Source organism: Dorea sp. YH-dor226, assembly GCF_039832105.1.
Taxonomy (GTDB): domain Bacteria; phylum Bacillota; class Clostridia; order Lachnospirales; family Lachnospiraceae; genus Dorea_A.
The window spans coordinates 45,979-65,313 of sequence record NZ_JBDOHS010000011.1 but is presented as its reverse complement, the minus strand read 5'-3'; the positions used below and the strand labels follow the sequence as shown (position 1 = coordinate 65,313).

General features: G+C 44.6%; 10 protein-coding genes and 1 riboswitch. Of the genes, 3 read left to right on the top strand and 7 right to left on the bottom strand.

Features of this window, described 5'->3' with window-relative positions; translation table 11 throughout:
* The first annotated feature begins 143 nt into the window (after window positions 1-143).
* Window positions 144-1,295 (top strand): double-cubane-cluster-containing anaerobic reductase, encoded by a 1,152-nt coding sequence (locus tag ABE547_RS10580; RefSeq protein WP_347378750.1) that lies wholly within the window; start codon window positions 144-146, stop codon window positions 1,293-1,295.
* A 136-nt stretch (window positions 1,296-1,431) separates the two neighbouring features.
* Here the strand turns inward: ABE547_RS10580 and feoB are convergent, their stop codons facing one another.
* The 3 genes from feoB to ABE547_RS10565 all read right to left on the bottom strand — a co-directional run bounded on the left by feoB (window position 1,432) and on the right by ABE547_RS10565 (window position 6,115).
* The gene (gene feoB, locus ABE547_RS10575; protein ID WP_347378749.1) at window positions 1,432-3,774 is read right to left on the bottom strand and encodes a ferrous iron transport protein B; all 2,343 of its coding nucleotides are present in this window, start codon (window positions 3,772-3,774) and stop codon (window positions 1,432-1,434) included.
* Between the two features lie 94 nt (window positions 3,775-3,868).
* Window positions 3,869-4,825, bottom strand: coding sequence for a radical SAM protein (locus ABE547_RS10570; RefSeq protein ID WP_347378748.1), 957 nt, complete (start codon window positions 4,823-4,825; stop codon window positions 3,869-3,871).
* Window positions 4,826-4,888: 63 nt separating this feature from the next.
* Window positions 4,889-6,115 carry a M20 family metallopeptidase gene (locus tag ABE547_RS10565; RefSeq protein ID WP_347378747.1) on the bottom strand — a complete coding sequence of 409 codons (1,227 nt, stop codon included), beginning with the start codon at window positions 6,113-6,115 and terminating at the stop codon, window positions 4,889-4,891.
* Between the two features lie 259 nt (window positions 6,116-6,374).
* Window positions 6,375-6,472: riboswitch (NiCo riboswitch) on the top strand.
* A gap of 70 nt (window positions 6,473-6,542) precedes the next feature.
* Between ABE547_RS10565 and ABE547_RS10560 the strand changes: the two genes are divergently transcribed.
* Complete coding sequence (locus tag ABE547_RS10560; RefSeq protein ID WP_347378746.1) at window positions 6,543-7,433, top strand: cation diffusion facilitator family transporter; 891 nt, start codon at window positions 6,543-6,545, stop codon at window positions 7,431-7,433.
* Between the two features lie 29 nt (window positions 7,434-7,462).
* Here ABE547_RS10560 and ABE547_RS10555 read toward each other — a convergent pair whose 3' ends face one another.
* Together ABE547_RS10555 and gap are read right to left on the bottom strand one after the other, a co-directional pair.
* A complete protein-coding gene (locus ABE547_RS10555) occupies window positions 7,463-8,890 on the bottom strand; it encodes a DUF512 domain-containing protein (RefSeq protein ID WP_347378745.1) in 1,428 nt (475 codons plus the stop codon).
* A 365-nt stretch (window positions 8,891-9,255) separates the two neighbouring features.
* Window positions 9,256-10,320, bottom strand: coding sequence for a type I glyceraldehyde-3-phosphate dehydrogenase (gene gap / locus ABE547_RS10550; RefSeq protein ID WP_347378744.1), 1,065 nt, complete (start codon window positions 10,318-10,320; stop codon window positions 9,256-9,258).
* A 233-nt stretch (window positions 10,321-10,553) separates the two neighbouring features.
* Here gap and ABE547_RS10545 point away from each other — a divergent pair, with 233 nt between their 5' ends.
* Window positions 10,554-11,846, top strand: coding sequence for a LysR substrate-binding domain-containing protein (locus ABE547_RS10545; protein WP_347378743.1), 1,293 nt, complete (start codon window positions 10,554-10,556; stop codon window positions 11,844-11,846).
* 74 nt (window positions 11,847-11,920) lie between these two features.
* On the opposite strand, the gene ABE547_RS10540 is transcribed toward ABE547_RS10545, so the two are convergent.
* Both ABE547_RS10540 and ABE547_RS10535 read right to left on the bottom strand, forming a co-directional pair.
* Entirely contained in the window at window positions 11,921-14,677 is a 2,757-nt protein-coding gene (locus ABE547_RS10540; protein WP_347378742.1) for a M64 family metallopeptidase, read from the bottom strand.
* 230 nt (window positions 14,678-14,907) lie between these two features.
* Window positions 14,908-19,293 carry a leucine-rich repeat domain-containing protein gene (locus ABE547_RS10535; protein WP_347378741.1) on the bottom strand — a complete coding sequence of 1,462 codons (4,386 nt, stop codon included), beginning with the start codon at window positions 19,291-19,293 and terminating at the stop codon, window positions 14,908-14,910.
* Between the last annotated feature and the right edge of the window lie 42 nt (window positions 19,294-19,335).

Sequence of the window (19,335 nt, the reverse complement as noted above, 5' to 3'; positions counted from 1 at the left end):
AACGCGTCATCCATACGGTCCAGTTATTTCTTATAGAATTCTTCTATAGTTATACTCATATATCAATATTTCCTATTACCGAACCAATAAAACTAATGCTATGATATCTTATATGAAACAACGCATGATACGGAGGTATACATATGGAAGTAATTAAAGATTTGCCGGAGGTATTTGAAGAATTTGCCGAGCAGAGAAAGAATTCCTTTCTGGCAGTAAAAACATTAAAGGACAAAGGCGTTCCGGTTGTCGGAGCATACTGTACTTATTTCCCGAAAGAGATTGCCATGGCGATGGGTGCCGCAACTGTAGGATTATGCTCTACATCCGATGAGACCATCGCAGAGGCAGAAAAAGATCTGCCGAAGAATCTCTGTCCACTGATCAAGTCCAGTTATGGATTTGCGAAAACGGATAAATGCCCATTTTTCTACTTCTCAGATGTAGTTGTAGGAGAGACTACATGTGACGGAAAAAAGAAAATGTATGAATATATGCGCGAATTTAAAGACGTATTTATCATGGAACTCCCAAACACACAGGGGGAAGAGGCATTAAAGCTCTGGAAGAGCGAGATCATCCGCTTCAAAGAATATCTGGAGAAAAAATTCAATGTAACGATTACGGAAGATGATATCCGTGCAGCGATCAGGGAAGAGAATAAAGTAAGACGTTCGTTAAAGAATCTGTACTCTGTGATGCAGAATGACCCGGCTCCGATCACCGGTCAGGATCTGTTCAAGGTATTATATGGAAGCGGCTTCAAGTTTGACCGTTCTGCCATCCCGGCAGAGGTGGATGCACTGACCGCAAAGATCAATGCGGAATATGCAGAAGGAAAGATGCTGGAGAAAAAGCCGCGTATTCTGATCACCGGATGTCCGATCGGAGGCGCAACGGAGAAAGTCATCCGTGCAGTAGAAGACAACGGTGGTGTCGTTGTAACCTACGAGAACTGCAGCGGTGCCAAATCCATCGACAAGCTGGTAGATGAAGACAATCCGGATGTATACGATGCACTCGCAAGACGTTATCTGAACATCGGATGCTCTGTCATGACTCCAAACCCGAACAGACTGGAGCTGCTCGGAAGACTGATCGATGAATACAAGGTAGACGGTGTCCTGGAGATGACTCTGCAGGCATGCCATACTTATAATGTAGAGACTCTTGCGATCCGCAGATTCGTCAATGAACAGAAGGGACTTCCATACATTAATGTAGAAACCGATTATTCACAGGCAGATATCGGACAGCTGAATACCCGTATCGCCGCATTCATTGAAATGTTATAGACATCTGCTTTCCTATACTCAGAAAAACAGCAGCCCGGAAGATCACTCTTCCTCGGACTGCTGTTTTTCTCATTGACAGACGTCTCTGTACAGACAGGATTCTCATATCCATAATATTCTTATATCAACCGTATATTTATATCAATAACATTCCGACACATTTTACCAGAAAAGCCGCCAGCCATGCTATCACACACTGACCGACTACAACTCCGGCTGCCCATCCGGTTCCAAGTTCTCTCTTGATCGATGCCACAGCCGCAACACATGGTGTATACAGCAGGCAAAACGCCAGAAGACTGGCTGCCGCCAGCGGTGTGATTACACCTGTCAGCTGTGCGGTCGTTCCGAACAGTACCGAAAGTGTCGACACGACACTTTCCTTTGCCATAAAACCGGTAATCAGAGCCGTAGAGATCCTCCAGTCTCCGAATCCCAGCGGAGCAAATACCGGTGCGATCACTCCGGCGATCATTGCCAGAATACTGTTCTGTGAATCCGTAACTACATTCATATGCAGATCAAATGTCTGCAAAAACCAGATGACAATCGTTGCGATAAAGATGACCGTAAATGCTCTCTGCAGAAAATCTTTTGCTTTTTCCCACAACAACTGTCCGACATTCTTCGCTCCCGGCATCCTGTAATTCGGAAGCTCCATAACAAACGGAACTGCTTCTCCCCGGAACATCGTTCCGCGAAGCAAGATCGCCATCAGGATTCCGGCAAGAATGCCTCCGAAGTACAGCGCGATCATTACTACTGCCCCGTTTTCCGGGAAGAATGCCGCTGTAAAAAACACATAGATCGGAAGCTTGGCAGAACAGCTCATAAATGGTGTCAGCAGGATCGTCATCTTACGGTCCCGCTCAGACGGAAGTGTACGGCTTGCCATAACGCCCGGAACCGTACAGCCAAATCCGATCAGCATCGGAACAATACTTCGACCCGACAGACCGATCTTCCTGAGCAGCTTATCCATCACAAATGCAACTCTTGCCATATATCCACTGTCTTCCAGAATGGACAGGAAGAAGAACAGCGTCACGATGATCGGAAGGAAGCTTAAGACACTTCCCACACCATTGAAGATACCGTCAATCACCAAAGAATGCAGTACCTCGTTGACATTCCATGCAGTCAGCACCGCATCTGCCGCATCCGTAAGCGCCGTGACTCCAAGGTCCAGAAGATCCGCAAGCGCCGCTCCGATCACGTTAAAGGTCAGCCAGAAGACTGCTGCCATAATTCCGATAAAGCATGGGATCGCCGTATATTTTCCCGTCAGGATCTTGTCCATCCGCATACTTCTTAAGTGTTCCTTACTTTCCCTTGGCTTTACTACCGTCTCTTTACATACTTTTTCAATAAATGTAAAACGCATATCCGCGATCGAAGCCGAGCGGTCCAGACCGCGTTCCATCTCCATCTGCTTTACAATATGCTCCAGCAGATCCTGTTCATTCTGATCCAGATGAAGCTGCTCCAGGATCAGCTGATCTCCCTCTGCCAGCTTACATGCCGCGAACCGGACCGGAATATCCGCTTCTTTTGCATGATCCTCGATCAGATGCATGATCCCATGCAGGCATCTGTGCACGGCTCCGCCGTTGTCGTCTGCATCGCAGAAGTCCTGTCTGCTCGGACGCTCCTGATACTTTGCCACATGAAGCGCATGCTGTACCAGCTCATCGATTCCTTCATTCTTTGCCGCAGAGATCGGAATGACCGGAATCCCCAGCTCATTCTCCATCTCATTGACCAGGATGGAGCCGCCGTTTTCCCGCACTTCATCCATCATATTCAACGCAAGAACCATCGGAATATCCAGCTCCATCAGCTGCATCGTCAGATACATGTTCCGCTCGATATTTGTCGCATCTACAATATTGATAATTCCCTTTGGATGCTCATTCAGCACAAAGTTACGTGTTACAATCTCCTCACTGGAATACGGAGACATGGAATAGATACCGGGAAGATCCGTGACCAGTGTATCCGCATGTCCCTTGATGACACCGTCTTTTCGGTCTACCGTAACACCCGGGAAATTTCCCACATGCTGATTCGATCCGGTCAGCTGATTAAACAGTGTCGTTTTCCCGCAGTTCTGATTGCCTGCCAGTGCAAATGTCAGTGTGGTTCCCTCCGGAAGTGGATTCTCATCTGCTTTCTCATGGTATTTTCCGCCTTCTCCGAGTCCCGGATGCGGAATCTTCTTTTTCTCCGTCTTTTCCGGTGCCTCAACGGCATCTCTGACATTATCAATATCAATCTTCTCGGCATCTGCCAGTCTCAGTGTCAGCTCATAGCTATGTACCCGAAGTTCTACCGGGTCTCCCATCGGTGCATACTTGACCATTGTGACATCTGCACCCGGAATCAGACCCATATCCAGAAAATGTTGTCTTAAAGCTCCTTCTCCGCCCACCGTAAGAACGGTTGCACTTTTTCCGATCGGTAATTCCTTTAGCGTCATCTTTCCTGCTCCTTTATACTAACCATTCTTTGTTGATAATTCTTCTCAACTCCAAGGTTAGTATAGTCTAATCAGAATTCTTTGTCAATAACTTCTATGGAATTACATCCTGCATATTCCATATTTCTTTTCCATCCCCGCACTTTTCCAGGCAGGGACACTCTCCCTCAACATAGGAATATTCCGTTCGCTCTTTGGGATACTCCAGAATCATGCGGTCCAGTTTTTCCAGCATCCGCTCCCTGTCTTTTGGCAGTTCTCCGCGCACACGGAACTGAATATAATCATGAAATCCCTCATACCGGATCCCCGTCGCACCTTCAGCTGCCTGGTCGCCCAGAAGCTCCAGAAGCACCCGTTCTTCCTTCAGATTATCCAGTTCATCGGACGGGAGATAATTTCCCTTCAGAATATCCTGATACAACGGTACTTCCTTATGAAGGAACATCGAAAAATTCACAACATTACAAGGATGCGTCCGGTTCAGGAATTCTGCAAGCGCCTTTGCATTCTCCACTCCGCGCCCTCTGCCTGCAACTCCCGTCATGATATGGGCATCATAGACCATCCCGTTCTCATGCAGCCTGCCGATTGCCTTTTCTGCCTGAGCCAAATCATTTCCCTTATTCATAAAAGTAAGCACATCATCCAGTCCGCTTTCGATTCCAAGATACAGATGCTGCACTCCATGCTCATGAAGTGCCTGTAGTTCCGCATCCGTCTTTTTCAGTATGGAGGTTACGGTCGCATCCATATTTACACACTGACACTCTGGAAAATACCGTTCTATCATCTGCAGTATCTCCAACAGATGTTCTGTCTTCATCCCAAATGCGTTGCCGTCTCCCAGAAAGATCTTTTTGGGACTGCCCGAAAGATCCCTGACACGCCGCAGTTCCTCTTCAATCTGTTCCATGGGAAGCTCCCGATACTTCAGATGGCGGAACAGATTGCAAAACTTACATTGATTGTAAGAACATCCGACCATCACCGGAAGCATGAAGGCCGAGCGCTCCATCGGCGCCCGACAGATCTGTCCTTCATAGTTCATACTATTGCCTCCTGACTCTTCTCGTTCCTGCTTCTATCATAACAGGTTCATTTGAATCTTGGGTTATTTGTGTTCTTCCAGCCATCTCACAGCTGTATAAGCATAAACAGCACTTCCCGACGCAAGCACAGAATCATCGAATTTTACCATCGGATGATGCTGTGGATATACATATCCCTGATCAGGTTGCCCTGCCGCAAGTGCAAGCATAATGGACGGAACTTCCTGGCTCACATATGCGAAATCTTCAGATCCTGCGGATTTCGGTGCCTTTCCCTCTCCTGACAGCGCAAGCAACTGTGCCTGTGTAAATGCTTTCGTCGGTCCTAGCAGTTCTCTCAGATAACCTGCCATACAAGCAGACAAATCCTCATCGTTCTTCAGAACCGGGCATCCTTTTCCATAGATCACTTCCGCCTCTGCCCGGAAACTTGCCGCAATTCCGGTAGATATCTCTATAATTCTCTTCTTAATAAATGCACGTACTTCTTCATCATAGGTGCGAATCGTTCCCCCCATAGTCACCGTATCCGGAATGGCATTCGCAGCCTGTCCCGCATGAATGGTTCCAATCGTCAAAACCGCCTCATCTACCAGCGCCAGTTCTCTTGCGTGGATCTCCTGTAAAGCCGTTATAATATGCGCTGCCACGGTGATCGGATCCACTCCGTTATTCGGCATGGATCCATGGCATCCCTTGCCCTGAATTCGTATCTCGTAGTAATCTGCGCCCGGCGCACTGACTCCTCCGTCACTGACAATTACGGATCCTGCCTCGAACGGAACCCCTGCCATAACATGGATCATCAGAGCGGCATCTACATCCGGATTCTTCAGAACACCCGCTTCGATCATGTCATGTGCCCCCTCAAAGCTCTCCTCTGCAGGCTGGAACATTAATTTTACCGTACCTTCAATCTCATCCTCATGTTTTTTCAGAATCTGCGCTGCACCAAGCATCATCGTTGTGTGCATATCATGTCCGCAGGCATGCATATTGTCCGTCTCTGATACAAAATCCACATCTGCCTGTTCTTTCATCTGAAGCGCATCCATATCTCCTCTGATCAGAAATACTTTTCCAGGCTTTTTCCCGCCGGCAGTAACGATCACGCCCGCTTTTCCACAATCCTGCGGTTCATACCCCATGGCTGTCAATTCTGCTTTTACATACGCCTTTGTCTCTTTCAGATCAAAGCCTGTCTCTGCATGACGATGCAGATAGTGTCTTTTTTTAATCAGATCCTGTTCATAATCCTGAACCTCTTTCATTAATAATTTCGCATTCATCAAAACTCCTCCTGACTCTCTCATATCAAATAAAGTTATTTTAAAAATATAATAAGAACTGCGTTTTTAGTAAATTATACTTTATTCTTATGTTAGTTGTAAATACATTTACAGACGACCTCTATATTTTGCGGATAATGAATAAAATTTATCCATACTCTAATCAGATCTTCATTTTTTTGTTGACAAAAAAGAACTGATTGTATATGATATATAGAAATCTCTTTGCACTGAATACATCCAAAAGGATGCGGGATTTACAGTACAAACTGATCAGGCGTCAGACTATTTTCCGTCTGTGAAGCCGGGCCGGACTACACACGGCAGCAGATGATAAACAGCATCTGTGGGACAGTACATAACACGTTCCACAGATGTTTTTTTATACTCTTTTAAACAGTAATAATAACTATGGGAGGATCCTCTTATGACAGATCATTCAAAGAATATCAATGAATCAAAGATTATCAACCAGATATCGACGGTTGGCATTTTCGGAAATATTTTACTGACTACATTTAAGTTATTTGCCGGAATTCTCGGACATTCCGGTGCCATGGTATCCGACGCCATTCATTCTATGTCGGACGTATTTGCAACTTTTATTGCCTTTCTCGGCGTAAAGATGTCTCAGCGGAAAGCCGACAAGAATCATCCATACGGACATGAACGGATGGAATGTGTTGCTTCCATCATCCTGGGTGTAATCTTACTGGTCACCGGGCTTGGGATCGGTTTTACCGGCATGAAGAAAATCACCGCCGGCAACTATAGCGAACTGACCTCTCCCGAGACGATCGCTCTTGTCGCGGCAGTCGTTTCTATCCTGGTAAAAGAAGCGATGTTCTGGTACACACGTCATTATGCCAAAATACTGGATTCTGCCGCATTTATGGCCGATGCATGGCATCACAGATCCGATGCCTTTTCCTCCATCGGTTCTCTCATCGGTATCGGCGGTGCAATGCTTGGTTTCCCGGTACTGGACCCGATCGCCAGTGTGATCATCTGCTGCTTCATCCTGAAGGTTGCATATGACATTCTGAAGGATGCGCTTGATAAAATGCTCGATACCTCCTGCAGTGAAGAATATGAGCAGGAACTTTCGGAATACATCCGGAAGCAGGAAGGCGTGATACGTCTCGATCTTCTGCGCACCAGGATGTTCGGCAACAAGATCTACATTGATACCGAGATTGCCGTAGACGGCGATATGACATTAAAAGATGCGCATGATATCGCGGAACGGGTTCACGACAAGGTAGAACAGAAATTCCCCAATACCAAGCACATCATGATTCATGTAAATCCTGCATAACTGCCCGATGACACACGGACATCCAACACTTACATGTCTTCTTTTTCATATCCCTGCACATAGACAAAGCGGTCTTCATCATTCGTGCGGTTCATCTTGTATTCCGGAGACAGAACCGCACGAATCAGTTCTTTCCCCTCATTTTCTACGGCAACCAGCTGCAGATGCAGCGCTTCTTCCAGCTGCTGCACCGTCATATCATCCAGAAATACCTCTTCACCGCTTCGAAGCATATTACAGGTAATTAACAGCGTATCTCCAAGATCAGTTCCGTTTTCCTGCCGCTCCTTCAGCTGGCATTCCAGATCCTGACCCGTGATCAGACCGGATACTGTAACCGTCTCTCCAAAAAAGTCATTGCGTATTGCAAACACGTGGATATGAAGTCCCGGAAATACTTCCATCATCATTTCTGCAAACTTCCGGATCGTTGGGTAAGCCAGTTTGCCGGTAGCAATTGTCAGCGTACGTTTTATCTTCTCTCTCCATACAGGATATTCTTCCATCTGAAGAATCCGTTCCATCTCATCCTGTACTTCTGAATACAAAAGCCGCATCATCCCGACACCGTTCTCCAGCTGAATATACCCGTCATAGCGCTCTTCCTCCGGAAATTCTCTTTCCGCCAGAATATACCACTCGTCACTGGCGTGGATAAAATGAAGACCATATTCTTCATAGAATCTCTGCTGATATCCCTCGATCTGATCAATGACCTTTTCTGCATCCTCTTTCGTAAAAAGTGCAAGCGGATACAGGCCCTCTCTGTATTTGGTCAGTCCGGCCGGCACTACCGATACACTTCGCATGAACGGAAGATACCGCGACAGATCCCGGATAGAGCGATCCAGTTCTTCTCCGTCATTCACACCTTTACACAATACGATCTGGCCATTCATCTCAATATGTGCTTCATACAGATCATTGAGAAACTTCAGTTTTTCTCCTGCGAACCGGTTGTGCAGCATCTTACAGCGAAGCTCCGGATTCGTCGTCTGTACGGAGATATTGATCGGTGCAAGCTGCATATGGATGATTCTGTCTATATCTTTCTGCTTCATATTCGTCAATGTAATATAGTTACCCTGAAGAAATGACAGTCTGGAATCATCATCTTTAAAGTATAATGTCTCACGCATGCCCGGCGGCATCTGATCAATGAAGCAGAAAATGCATTGATTGCTGCAGGAGCGATATTCGCTCATCAGACCATTTTCAAATTCTACCCCCAGCTCTTCATCATAGTCCTTGTCGATCTCCAGAAGCCATTCCCCGCCATCCTGCTTGCGAATCAGAATCTCCACATACTCATCCTTCATCAGATAACGATAATCAAATACATCTTCTATTTCTTTATCATTAATCGCAAGAAGAACATCTCCCGGTTCAATCTCCAGTTCTTCCGCAATCGAACCCGGATATACCGTTTTTATGATATGTCCCTTCTCTTTTTTCATCTGCGGCTACTCCCTCCATCTGTTTATATCGATCCTTATCAGTCAGAATCTATTATAATCTTATCCAATTATATACGTTCTACACAAGAAATGCTACCATTTCTTATCTCTCACATCGCAACATGATTTAATCAGTTCTTAAGATTTTTTCGATTTCTTTAAGAGAATCAACATACTTTGGACATATTTTCCTCTTATAATGTGAAACAGATAGTTGAAAGACACATTCAACTATCTCCCCCCTCATAAAGTAGGCACCGGTTACAAACCGGTGCGACACTTTACTCTCATTCCTTTAGATAACTATAACAACAACGAGAACCCGTTAGCCATAAGGTTAACGGGTTCTCGCCGTATCTGTCTTCTTATTCGATCGTTACATCCGGCTCTGATGGCGTAGCCGCATGAATCGCTTTTTCATCCTGTCTCGCAATATACTGAACCAGGCTGATACACTGATTGGAATATCCCCACTCGTTATCATACCATGCGATCAGTTTGACAAATGTTTCATCCAGCATCAGTCCCGCTTTCACATCAAATACACAGGTATTGTAGTTCGCTCTGATATCACCGGATACGATCTCGTCATCATTGTATTCAATGATACCCTTCATTGTCGTCATACTGGCATCTTCCACAGCTTCACAGATCTGCGCATACGTCGTCGGTCTGCTGAGCTGCATCGTCACATCAATCACAGACACATCATTGGACGGAACACGGAAACTGATTCCCGTCATCTTTCCTTTCATCTCCGGAAGCACAAGTCCAACTGCTTTAGCAGCTCCCGTTGTTGACGGAATAATATTATTAAATACAGAACGTCCGGTTCTCCAGTCACGTCCTCCATTGGAATCCACCGGCTTCTGCTTGGAAGTCGAAGAGTGGATCGTTGACATCAGAGCCCGCTCAATTCCAAATACATCATTGATTACCTTTGTTAAAGGTGCCAGGCAATTGGTCGTACAGGACGCATTGGATACCACCGTCATACCCGGATCATACATCTTATGATTGACACCCATGACAAACGTCGGAAAATCTTCATCTTTTCCCGGTGCCGTCAGGATTACTTTTTTGGCACCTCCGTTCAGATGCTTCCGGCAGTCCTCCAGTGTGCGAAATACACCTGTTGACTCAATAATATATTCTGCTCCGCAGGAAGCCCAGTCGATCTGTGACGGATCTGATTCAGAAAAGACCTTGATATGTTTTCCGTTCACTACCAGACAATCCTTCTCTGCTCTGACTTTCCCGCGAAAACGTCCAAATACAGAATCATACTCCATCTGATAAGCCATGCGCTTCACATCTGCATTTCGAAGATTGATACCGCATACTTCAATATCTGTATCCCTCTCCTCCAGAATCCGCATGATCACTCTGGCAATTCGTCCAAACCCGTTAATACCCACTTTTACTACCATTTTTACACTCCTTATAAAAATCTTTCTTTCGGACAACTCATCCTTTTCTAATTATAGATTTCCATATGAGCACTGTCTAATATTTAAAACGCAACACGTATTATAAGTAAAACGCAATTATGATAAAAATATTTGAATAATTGCGCATGGATTTTCTTCATTTTCCGGGCAATACGTGATACACTATCTTTATAAATAGAACACTTTTTTCACAATCTCATCGGGAGGTATCCATGAAACGAAATCAATTAGAATTACTGATCATTCTGGAGACATGCACTACACTCAAAGAAGCCGCAGGCGTCCTGCAAAAAAGCCCGTCCACGGTCGGAAGAACTCTGAAGAGCCTTGAGACTGAGCTGCAATGTACTCTTTTTCAGCATTCCAGAAACTATCTGCTTCCCACGCCTGAGGGAAAACTTGTCTTGGAATATGCGCATACATTTGAAGAATTAACAAAGAAAATGGAGCAGTCTTTTCTGTCTTTATCAACGCAAAACATTTATCACAACTGGTCAGAGCGGGAAGTCCAATGTCTTCTGCTGATTCAAAAATACCGCAATCTTTCACGCGCAGCGGAAGAACTTTTCGTCAGCCAGCCTGCGCTCAGTCAGATGCTGAATACTCTGGAATCTTCCTATTCTATTCCTGTTTTTGAAATCTGCCGAAACCGGCTGCAACCGACTGTGATGGGGAAAACTCTGTTGGACTATGCCCAGAAGCTGGACACTTTATTTCAAATGATCCGACAGGATCTGAAAGAATTCCAGGATCTGAGGCAGGGAACCATAAAGATCGGAATCCCAACCAGCCTCAGCAGTAACCTGATTCCTCTCATTGCCCCGGCTTTTCTGAATCGCTTTCCCGGAATCAAGCTTCGCATTCTGGAGGATCAGTCCCGGAAATTAAAACATATGTTAAAAGAAAAGCAGGTAGATTTTTGCATTCTGCATACAAGAAATGAAAAAAGCGCCCGAAAAGTCAATCAGACAACAGATGATACGATCTCCTATTATGCCTATTATGAAGAACCTTTCTTCCTGGTCATTCCCCGCAGATGGAAGGATCTTCTTGCACTTCCGGAAGACAGGCCGCTGGAGGCCGCTGATCTTCTGGAATTGTCGGATATTCCTTTTGTATTGGCAGCTAAACGTCAGCCTCTTCGCAATGTGATCCAGAGAATCTTCCGAAACGTCTATGCGATCACCGGAACCCCCTTCAATCCCACTGCATGCTGTTCATCCAAGAATATGGAAACCATCCGCCGCCTTGTACTTGCGGAAACCGGCATCTCCTTTCTTCCGACCTCTTATCTGCATCTTTATTCCGAACAGAATGATCTGATAAGCTATCCTCTGTCTGCTTCCCTCGGAGGTGTATGGTCTCTTGCCATCGCACTTCCCAAGCAGATCACTCTGTCCAGAAGTACCAGAGAATTCATAGAGGTAATGAAAAAAAGCATTGAACATATCTGCTTTGAGGATACCGACTATCCGATACAGCCATCTTCTCAGAATATGTCATAGAAAAAAATTTCCCGGGAAACAGCTTTTTGCTGTCCTCCCGGGAAATTTGCTTTTAGATTTCCAATGATTCTGCTTTATCTTCTACGTCTCTTTACAATTACAGATCCACCCGCAACCACAGCTCCTGCAAGGAGAATGAGATACAGTGCGATCGGAGCTGTATCTCCGGTCTTTGCTGCGCCCTTGGCATTTACATCAGATGCTGTATTCGAAGAACCTGAATTGTTATCGGTCGTTCCACCGGTGCTTCCATTATCAGAACCGCCTGCATTACCAGAATCACCATTTCCCGAATCTCCTTTTCCCGGATCCTCGGAAGATGATCCTGCTGCTAAAATGGTATATGGAGAGTAACCTCTTGCACGCGGAACGTGATAAGTCACGTCATTCATTGTAATACCAAATACTTCATCCGGAGAAGGAATTAATTCTCCCAGCACATAATAGTTGCCCGGTTCAGATGGAGCGCCATCCAACTCATTTCCTTCACTATCATAATAGGTCAGGACATATTTTCCTTCCATTTCAGATTTCGGTACTTCTTTGCCCAGAATATATGTCTGGAAGTAATCATCCAATTCAATCGGTGATCCATTTGCAACAAATTCATGTCTATATGCATCACTTACAACAACTGCATAGTCAGTACCATACCATGTAAAGTACAGTGCGCTCATAAGTTCATCATGCTGTGCAGCGATCTCCTCTTCTGTAGAAGCTTCATAACCCACCTCATGTCCGGTCATATAATTAAGAAGCTCTCTCGTAACATAATCCATGCTGTCTTCATCCGTTCCACCATAGATTACTCTTCCATCTGCGGTACCCTCTTTTACATTTTCATCATTGACAATAACAATAGCAGATTTGTAACGTGATAACACGCCATAATAAGCCAGATAGTGAGCTGCGTCATAAGAAGTCTCTGCCGGAACAATCTTGCCATTTTCATCATACGTCAACCCAAAATAAGTATCTTTTGCTTCCGTACCGATACCGGACTCATCGGATTCTGCTTCGATTGATGAGAAGTTAAAATAAATCTGTGTTTCTTTGAATGGTTCTGTATTCTGGATATGCTCCATATATTTTTGAGCCAGTTCTTCAAATTTGTCCTGCTCATCTGCAGTAAATCCTTCACCTGTAATTACAATTGTCTTATTATTGTAATATACTGCCGCACCCGGATAGGTTGATGCATCATCATGATTTACCAGTGTGGTCAACTTATAATTGATATCGAAAGAAGCCTTTCCTTTTCCCACAACCTCTGTCGGGTTACTCTTATCATATGCCAGAATTTCCACATTGTAGCTTCCAGGTTTTGCAGGAGCATCTTCGCTCTCATACTCATTTGTAACTTTCTTTGTATACGGCATAGTACCTGTATATTTTATTGATACGTCATAAGACCCTTCCGGCAGATCTACCGTGTAGTTCACGTCTGCAGGCTCTCCGTCATATACCTTTGTAGCGACATCAATGGAGATATTATATGGTGGCTCAATGGTATATGCTCCACTCAGAGAACATTTTTCAAAAGTATCGTTTCCTGCAAATTCAGCTTTAAATGTATAATTTCCTTTCTTTACAGGCGCACTTTCCAGTTCATTTCCGCTTGCATCATAATATGTAATCTGCAAATCCGCACTCAGAGCTTCACCTTCTACTGTATTGCCTGCTTTACGAAGAATAAAGTAATTTTTAATGTCTGTTTCTCCGCCTTCGCAGAATTCTGTTGCATATGGCTGGAAGAAAAGTTTTGTTACATTGGACTTTGCAGAAAACGCTTTACGAAGTTCTTCCTTACACACTTCACAGAATGCAAACTGCTTACCAAGATAACGCATCTTACAGTTTTGAGATGGACGATACCAGCCATAGCCACCTTCATCATATTCATATACTCCTACACCATTTTTCCCAACAAACTTAGCCCATGGAACTTTTGCAGGGTCGGATTCCGCTGTCATATTGGCATACTCACCCTCATATCCTGCGGAAAAATACTCATCCGCAAGATCCGGAATGGTATGTCCCAATTCATGAAGCATCATCTCCAATGCTTCTGAATTCAAAGATGCTAAGCAGACCTTTCCGCCACTTCCACCGTAAGTTGTGGAATTGACAATGATAACACTATAGTCAGCTTCCGGAACTGTAACTGCCTTCAATGCATCCAGCTTCTTCATTCCTTCATCCCCAACCGTAACCAGACGCTGCATACCGCCTGACCAGAAAGTTGTGCCAAAATAAGTGTCACGTGTATCTGCATCGGCTGCCTCTTGTGTCTGTGCATTATCAGCACGGGCGCCTGATTCATTCGAAGCAGTTCCAACTGCATAAAACTTTACAGAATCTTTATACTCATCCCACGGAGATGTTTCCATAACATAATTTGCAGTCTTTTCTGCCTCTTCAAAGAACTTATCCTGCTGGTCAGCCGTAAATCCATCCCCGAAAATCAAGAGAACCAACGCATCTTTATCAGCCAGAGCTTTGTCACCATACACGAGTTTCCAGTCAGTGATGTCGTCCTCCACTGAAGCAGTCATAATCCCTTCTTCATCGACTTCTTCCGAAGCTGTTGTTTCTTCTGCACCATCACTTTCTAAAACTTCAGAAGCATCCGGGGTTTCCGGTACAATTACAGGAGTATCTTCTCCTGCGACATCTTCCGTCTCCTTCGCATCTGCATCTTCAACAGATACTACATCTGTATCGCCTTCTGCATGTACAACAGCTCTGCTGATTGGTGAAATGCAGAGAGAAAACACCAGAAGCACTGCAAGCAAAGAAGTCATCAGATGTCTGTTCATTTTTTTCTTCATTTTCTTCCTCCTTTAATAATTATAGTTGTTCAGAATCTTTCACTCCAGATTACTATCGTTTAGATTCCGTTAAGCAATTATGCTCTATATTATGTAATATTACTATAAGCCAATAAATTTGTGAAGGATTTTTTGAATATAATTTATTGTTTTTTATTATTATTTTTTTTAATTTCATTCATTATAACCAAAACGAAGGCGCAAATTTACATTCACGCCTTCGTTTCATCTTATTCTTCTATCGTTTCAGCTGCTTTTGACGGATCCCACTTTCCATTTGCATCTACATAGTAAGGTCCGATCCACTGATCTCTTGCCATGACTCCGTCCGCTCCCAGATAGTAATTGCCAACCCACTGACTGACTACTTTCTTTCCATTTGTTCCAAAGTAATAATAATTATCTCCGATCAGAAGCCAGCCGGTTGCCATTGCTCCGCTGTTCTTTACGTAATAGGTATCTCCGATCCACTGATCTATGCACATGATTCCCGTTGCCGGATCCATATAGTACCAGATATTCCTGGACTGAACCCATCCGGTCAGTTTCGCTCCACTGCTCTTCAGATAATACCAGTTTCCGCCAAGCTCCAGCCAGCCGGTTGCCATTGCTCCACTGCCTTTTACATAATAAGTATCTTCGATCCACTGATCTGTGCACATGATTCCCGTTGCCGGATCCATATAATACCAGATATTTTTTGATTTTACCCAGCCGGTTACTCTTGCACCACTGCTGTTCAGGTAATACCATCCTTCATCCAGCTTCAGCCAGCCGGTCGCCATTGCTCCGTTGCTCTTCACATAATAGGTGTCTGTGATCCACTGATCTGCACACATAATTCCTGTTGCAGGATCAAAATAATACCAGACATTCCTGATACTCTTCCATCCAGTCACACGATAGCCTTTTGCATTGAAATAATACCAGTTTCCATCAATTTTTTTCCAGCAGCTGTATGGATAACTTCCATCCGGATTCCGATACCACCATCCTCCGGCACCCTGCACCCAATTGTTGTCTTCCGGTTCTGGATCTGGTTCCTCTTCGATTTCTTTCAGAACAAACCGAACCTCTTTTGTACCGCTTAATGCCTCTCCGTCTATTTCCACAATAATTACATCTGAACTGGTAGACTGAACGGCAAACTCATGCCATGCAGGATCAGCTGTGTATTCCTTTTCACCAATGATTATCGTTTCATCCTGCGGTGCAACTGTAATCTTCTGTGTACCATAGTCCGCTGTACTCATTGCATATTCAATCACGCCGTTATAACTGTACTGTGTACGCTTATATCCATCCAGTGCAACGGTAAATGGAATTCGGTCCGTCAACTTATTTCCATCCGAATCTACAACCTGAATCCGAATCGTATACTTATCACACAATGCCGGTTTTTCAATTTCTATCAATCCTTCTCTTGCTGCCTTCAGATTGTTTGCTGCTTCATTCACCTGTTCCTGCGTTGCATTCTCATCATGATATACACGTCTGGCTTCCGCAAGGGCATTTGAAAATGCTTCATAAGACTCTGCCGTATAATCATCTGCTTTTCCTTCATATGAAGATGCAAAGAATATCTGATCATCCAGTTCCTTCTTATCGACAGCCTCTGGTTCTGATCCTCCGCCGGCAGGATGTATTACATATGTCAGTTTGATGCCATCAACGAACGGCTGATCATCTACCGTCGCAATACTTGCCATATAACTGCTGTTTGTTACCGTAAAACAGTGCTCATCTTCCGTCGTATATCTACTGTCGGCCAGTCGGATATACGTTGTGTAATCATACTGCAACGGTCCATATACATAATATGTAATGACTCCGTTTGCATCAGATGTAAGCGGCATTTCTTCATCCACAGTCTCACCGATCCATGCCTTAAATGCAACTCCGGATACCGGATTACCTTCTCCGTCTACGATCTTAGCACGGAAACGACCTGCCTGACATGAGTAATCTACTTCTGCCGGTTTCTTCACCAGTGCGCTGATTGCATTCTCAATCGCCTCTACCTGTACATCAACCTGATTCTGTGTAGCTGCTTCATCATCATACACAGCCTGTGCTTCTGCGATCACCTGCTGGAGTTCTTCGAACCCGCTCTGATAATCATCCGCATTCAATGCTCTTGCTTCCGTAAGCTTACTCTCTAATACACTTTTATTGACTTTCACCACAAGTCTGTTTCTTGCCTGAAGCAGCGCTGCACATGCCTCATCAACCTCCTGTTGTGTCGCATTGCCGTCCTCCAGGATCGCTTCTGCTTCTGCCAGTCTGCTCTGATATTCTGCCCAGCTTTCTGCAGTATAATACTCCTGTGAATAACTGTACTGCATGTTGACTTCTTTCTGTAATTCAGATTTGTTTGCAAGCTTTGTAAGTCCTGCTTCTGCCTGTTTGATTGCCGCAGCAGCTGCATTATAGTCATTCTGTGTCGCATTGTCGTCTGCAACAATATTTTCCGCATCGGAAACGGCAGTTATCAGTGCACTGTAGCTGCCCGGTGTATAGCTTCCGCTTTTATACTGTTTTGCAGCTTCTATATATTCTTCCAGCACTGTGCTGTCCGGTTTTCTCTCATTCGTTTTGTCCGGCGCACCGTCTGCTCTCAGTTTTACCGTTACTACTTTTTCATAATCAACATCAACCGGAGATCCATCCACTGTCTTGTAATATCTTTTTCCATCCTTTACCCCGATTGTCACAAGGAAAGGTTCCACATCATAGGGTTCTTCATGACATGCCAGAACTTCCCATGTCTTTCCATCTTCCCAGCCCGGAGAAGCCTGAAGATAAGCAATTCCCGTATACGGATCAGACAACTGATTCCATGCTTCTGCTCCGGTTTCCGGCACCCGGATCTGGAACTTGAACGGACGGGTAAAGAGATTGCCATTTTCGTCTTTTACAATTAATTTTAATTCCGTCAGAATATCTGTTTTTTCCAGTCCGGACATCGCTTCGTTCAATCCTGAGATGGCTGCTTCCACATCTTCTTTTGACGCATCTGCATCTTCATATACTACTCTTGCCCGGTTCACTGCTTCTTCAAGATTCTGATAGCTGCTGTCCGTATACTTGTATGCTTCCGTTATCTGTTCTGCGCTTTCAAGTAATTCCTGCAGTCCGGATTTATCCACATATTCATCCTTTGGAATCAGAACAAACTTCAGATCCTCCAGACCCGTTGCGAGATTCCCGTTCACAGTCGCTGTAGTATTCCCCCAGTTTACTGAATAGGTAATAGCTGCCGGTTCTGCAACATAGATATCTCCTGCCGGAGCGATCTCGATCTCGTCATACATTGCATCCGTTGCAGTATGTGTCAGAGTCAGCTGTCCAAAGGAATCTGTTTTTACGGTTTTGCTGGTCTCAGAAAATGCATTGCGAGATGTCTTGGTAAATTCAGCATCTGCGATCGGAACACCTTTCTTATCTACCACCTTGATTTCCAATCGGTTCCATATCGGCTGTCTCTCTCCGTCAATATCGTATTCCGGATAATACTCAGGTTCTCCGCCATTCTCCACTTTCTGCTTGTTAGAGCGTGCTGCTTCCACACGGTTTTCATCAATATAGGTCTTCTGTTCTGTACTCAGTGCATCGTAAGCATCCAGTGCATTCTGCACATTGGTAAGATCAGAAGTCTGCATTTTACTGATATTAAACAGGCTGAACAGTTTATTAACCTCGATGGCCGCAAAGAGATCCTCTTTTTTCGACTCATCCGGAAGCACCGTCTTGTCTTTGTCAAGTTTTAACAGTCCGGCGAGCGGAGTGATATCTGTAATCTCACTGTTTCCTGCCAGATTCAGTTCCTGGAGTTCCGTCATACCTGCAATCGCCGATACATCTGTCAGCTTATTATGAGAAGCATCCAGAAAATACACCTTTTTCAGCTTACTCACATCCGGCAATGAAGCGATCTGATTCTGAGAAATATCAACATATTCCAGATTCTCCAGCTCTGCGATGGCATCCACACTTGTAATCTTATTGTAGGACACATTCATTCTCTTCAATTTCTTCATGTCCTTTACTGAAGAAATATCTGTAATCTCTCGATTAACTGACAGATCCAGCAATGTCAGATTCGTAAGCGTACTTAATGCCGATATATTATTGATCCCATTCTGCTTCAGAATCAGCTCCTGAAGCTGTGTCAGTTCCGAAAGAGGAGACAGATCTGCCAGACTCTTTCCTTCTACCGCAGAAGTGTATGCAATATCAACCATGGTCGCAGACTTTGCGTACTGAATTCCTTCCAGACTTTCGATCCAGAACTGCTTTCCTTCCCACGCTTCCGTTTCAAAATCCTCCGGATGTGCACATAACTCATAGGAAATATTTTTAACAGACTTATCACCAACCACATCGGCTGTCAATTTGATATTTCCCTGAATTGAATTCATGGCTGCACGAATCGCCCAGTGAAGAATCGGGTCTTTAATGACTTCCTCTTCCGAAGGCGCATAGACATCCTCCGGCTCAAGTCCGCCGCAGGTGTCTGCCCTGGCAGTCATCCCCATGCCTGCCATGCCGCTTACCACCATCACTGCAGCCAGTATCGCAGCAATCATGCTTCGCTTTCTTCTCATTTTTTTCATTTTTCTCCTCCTCTGCAATTAAAAAGCATACCTTAGTATAGT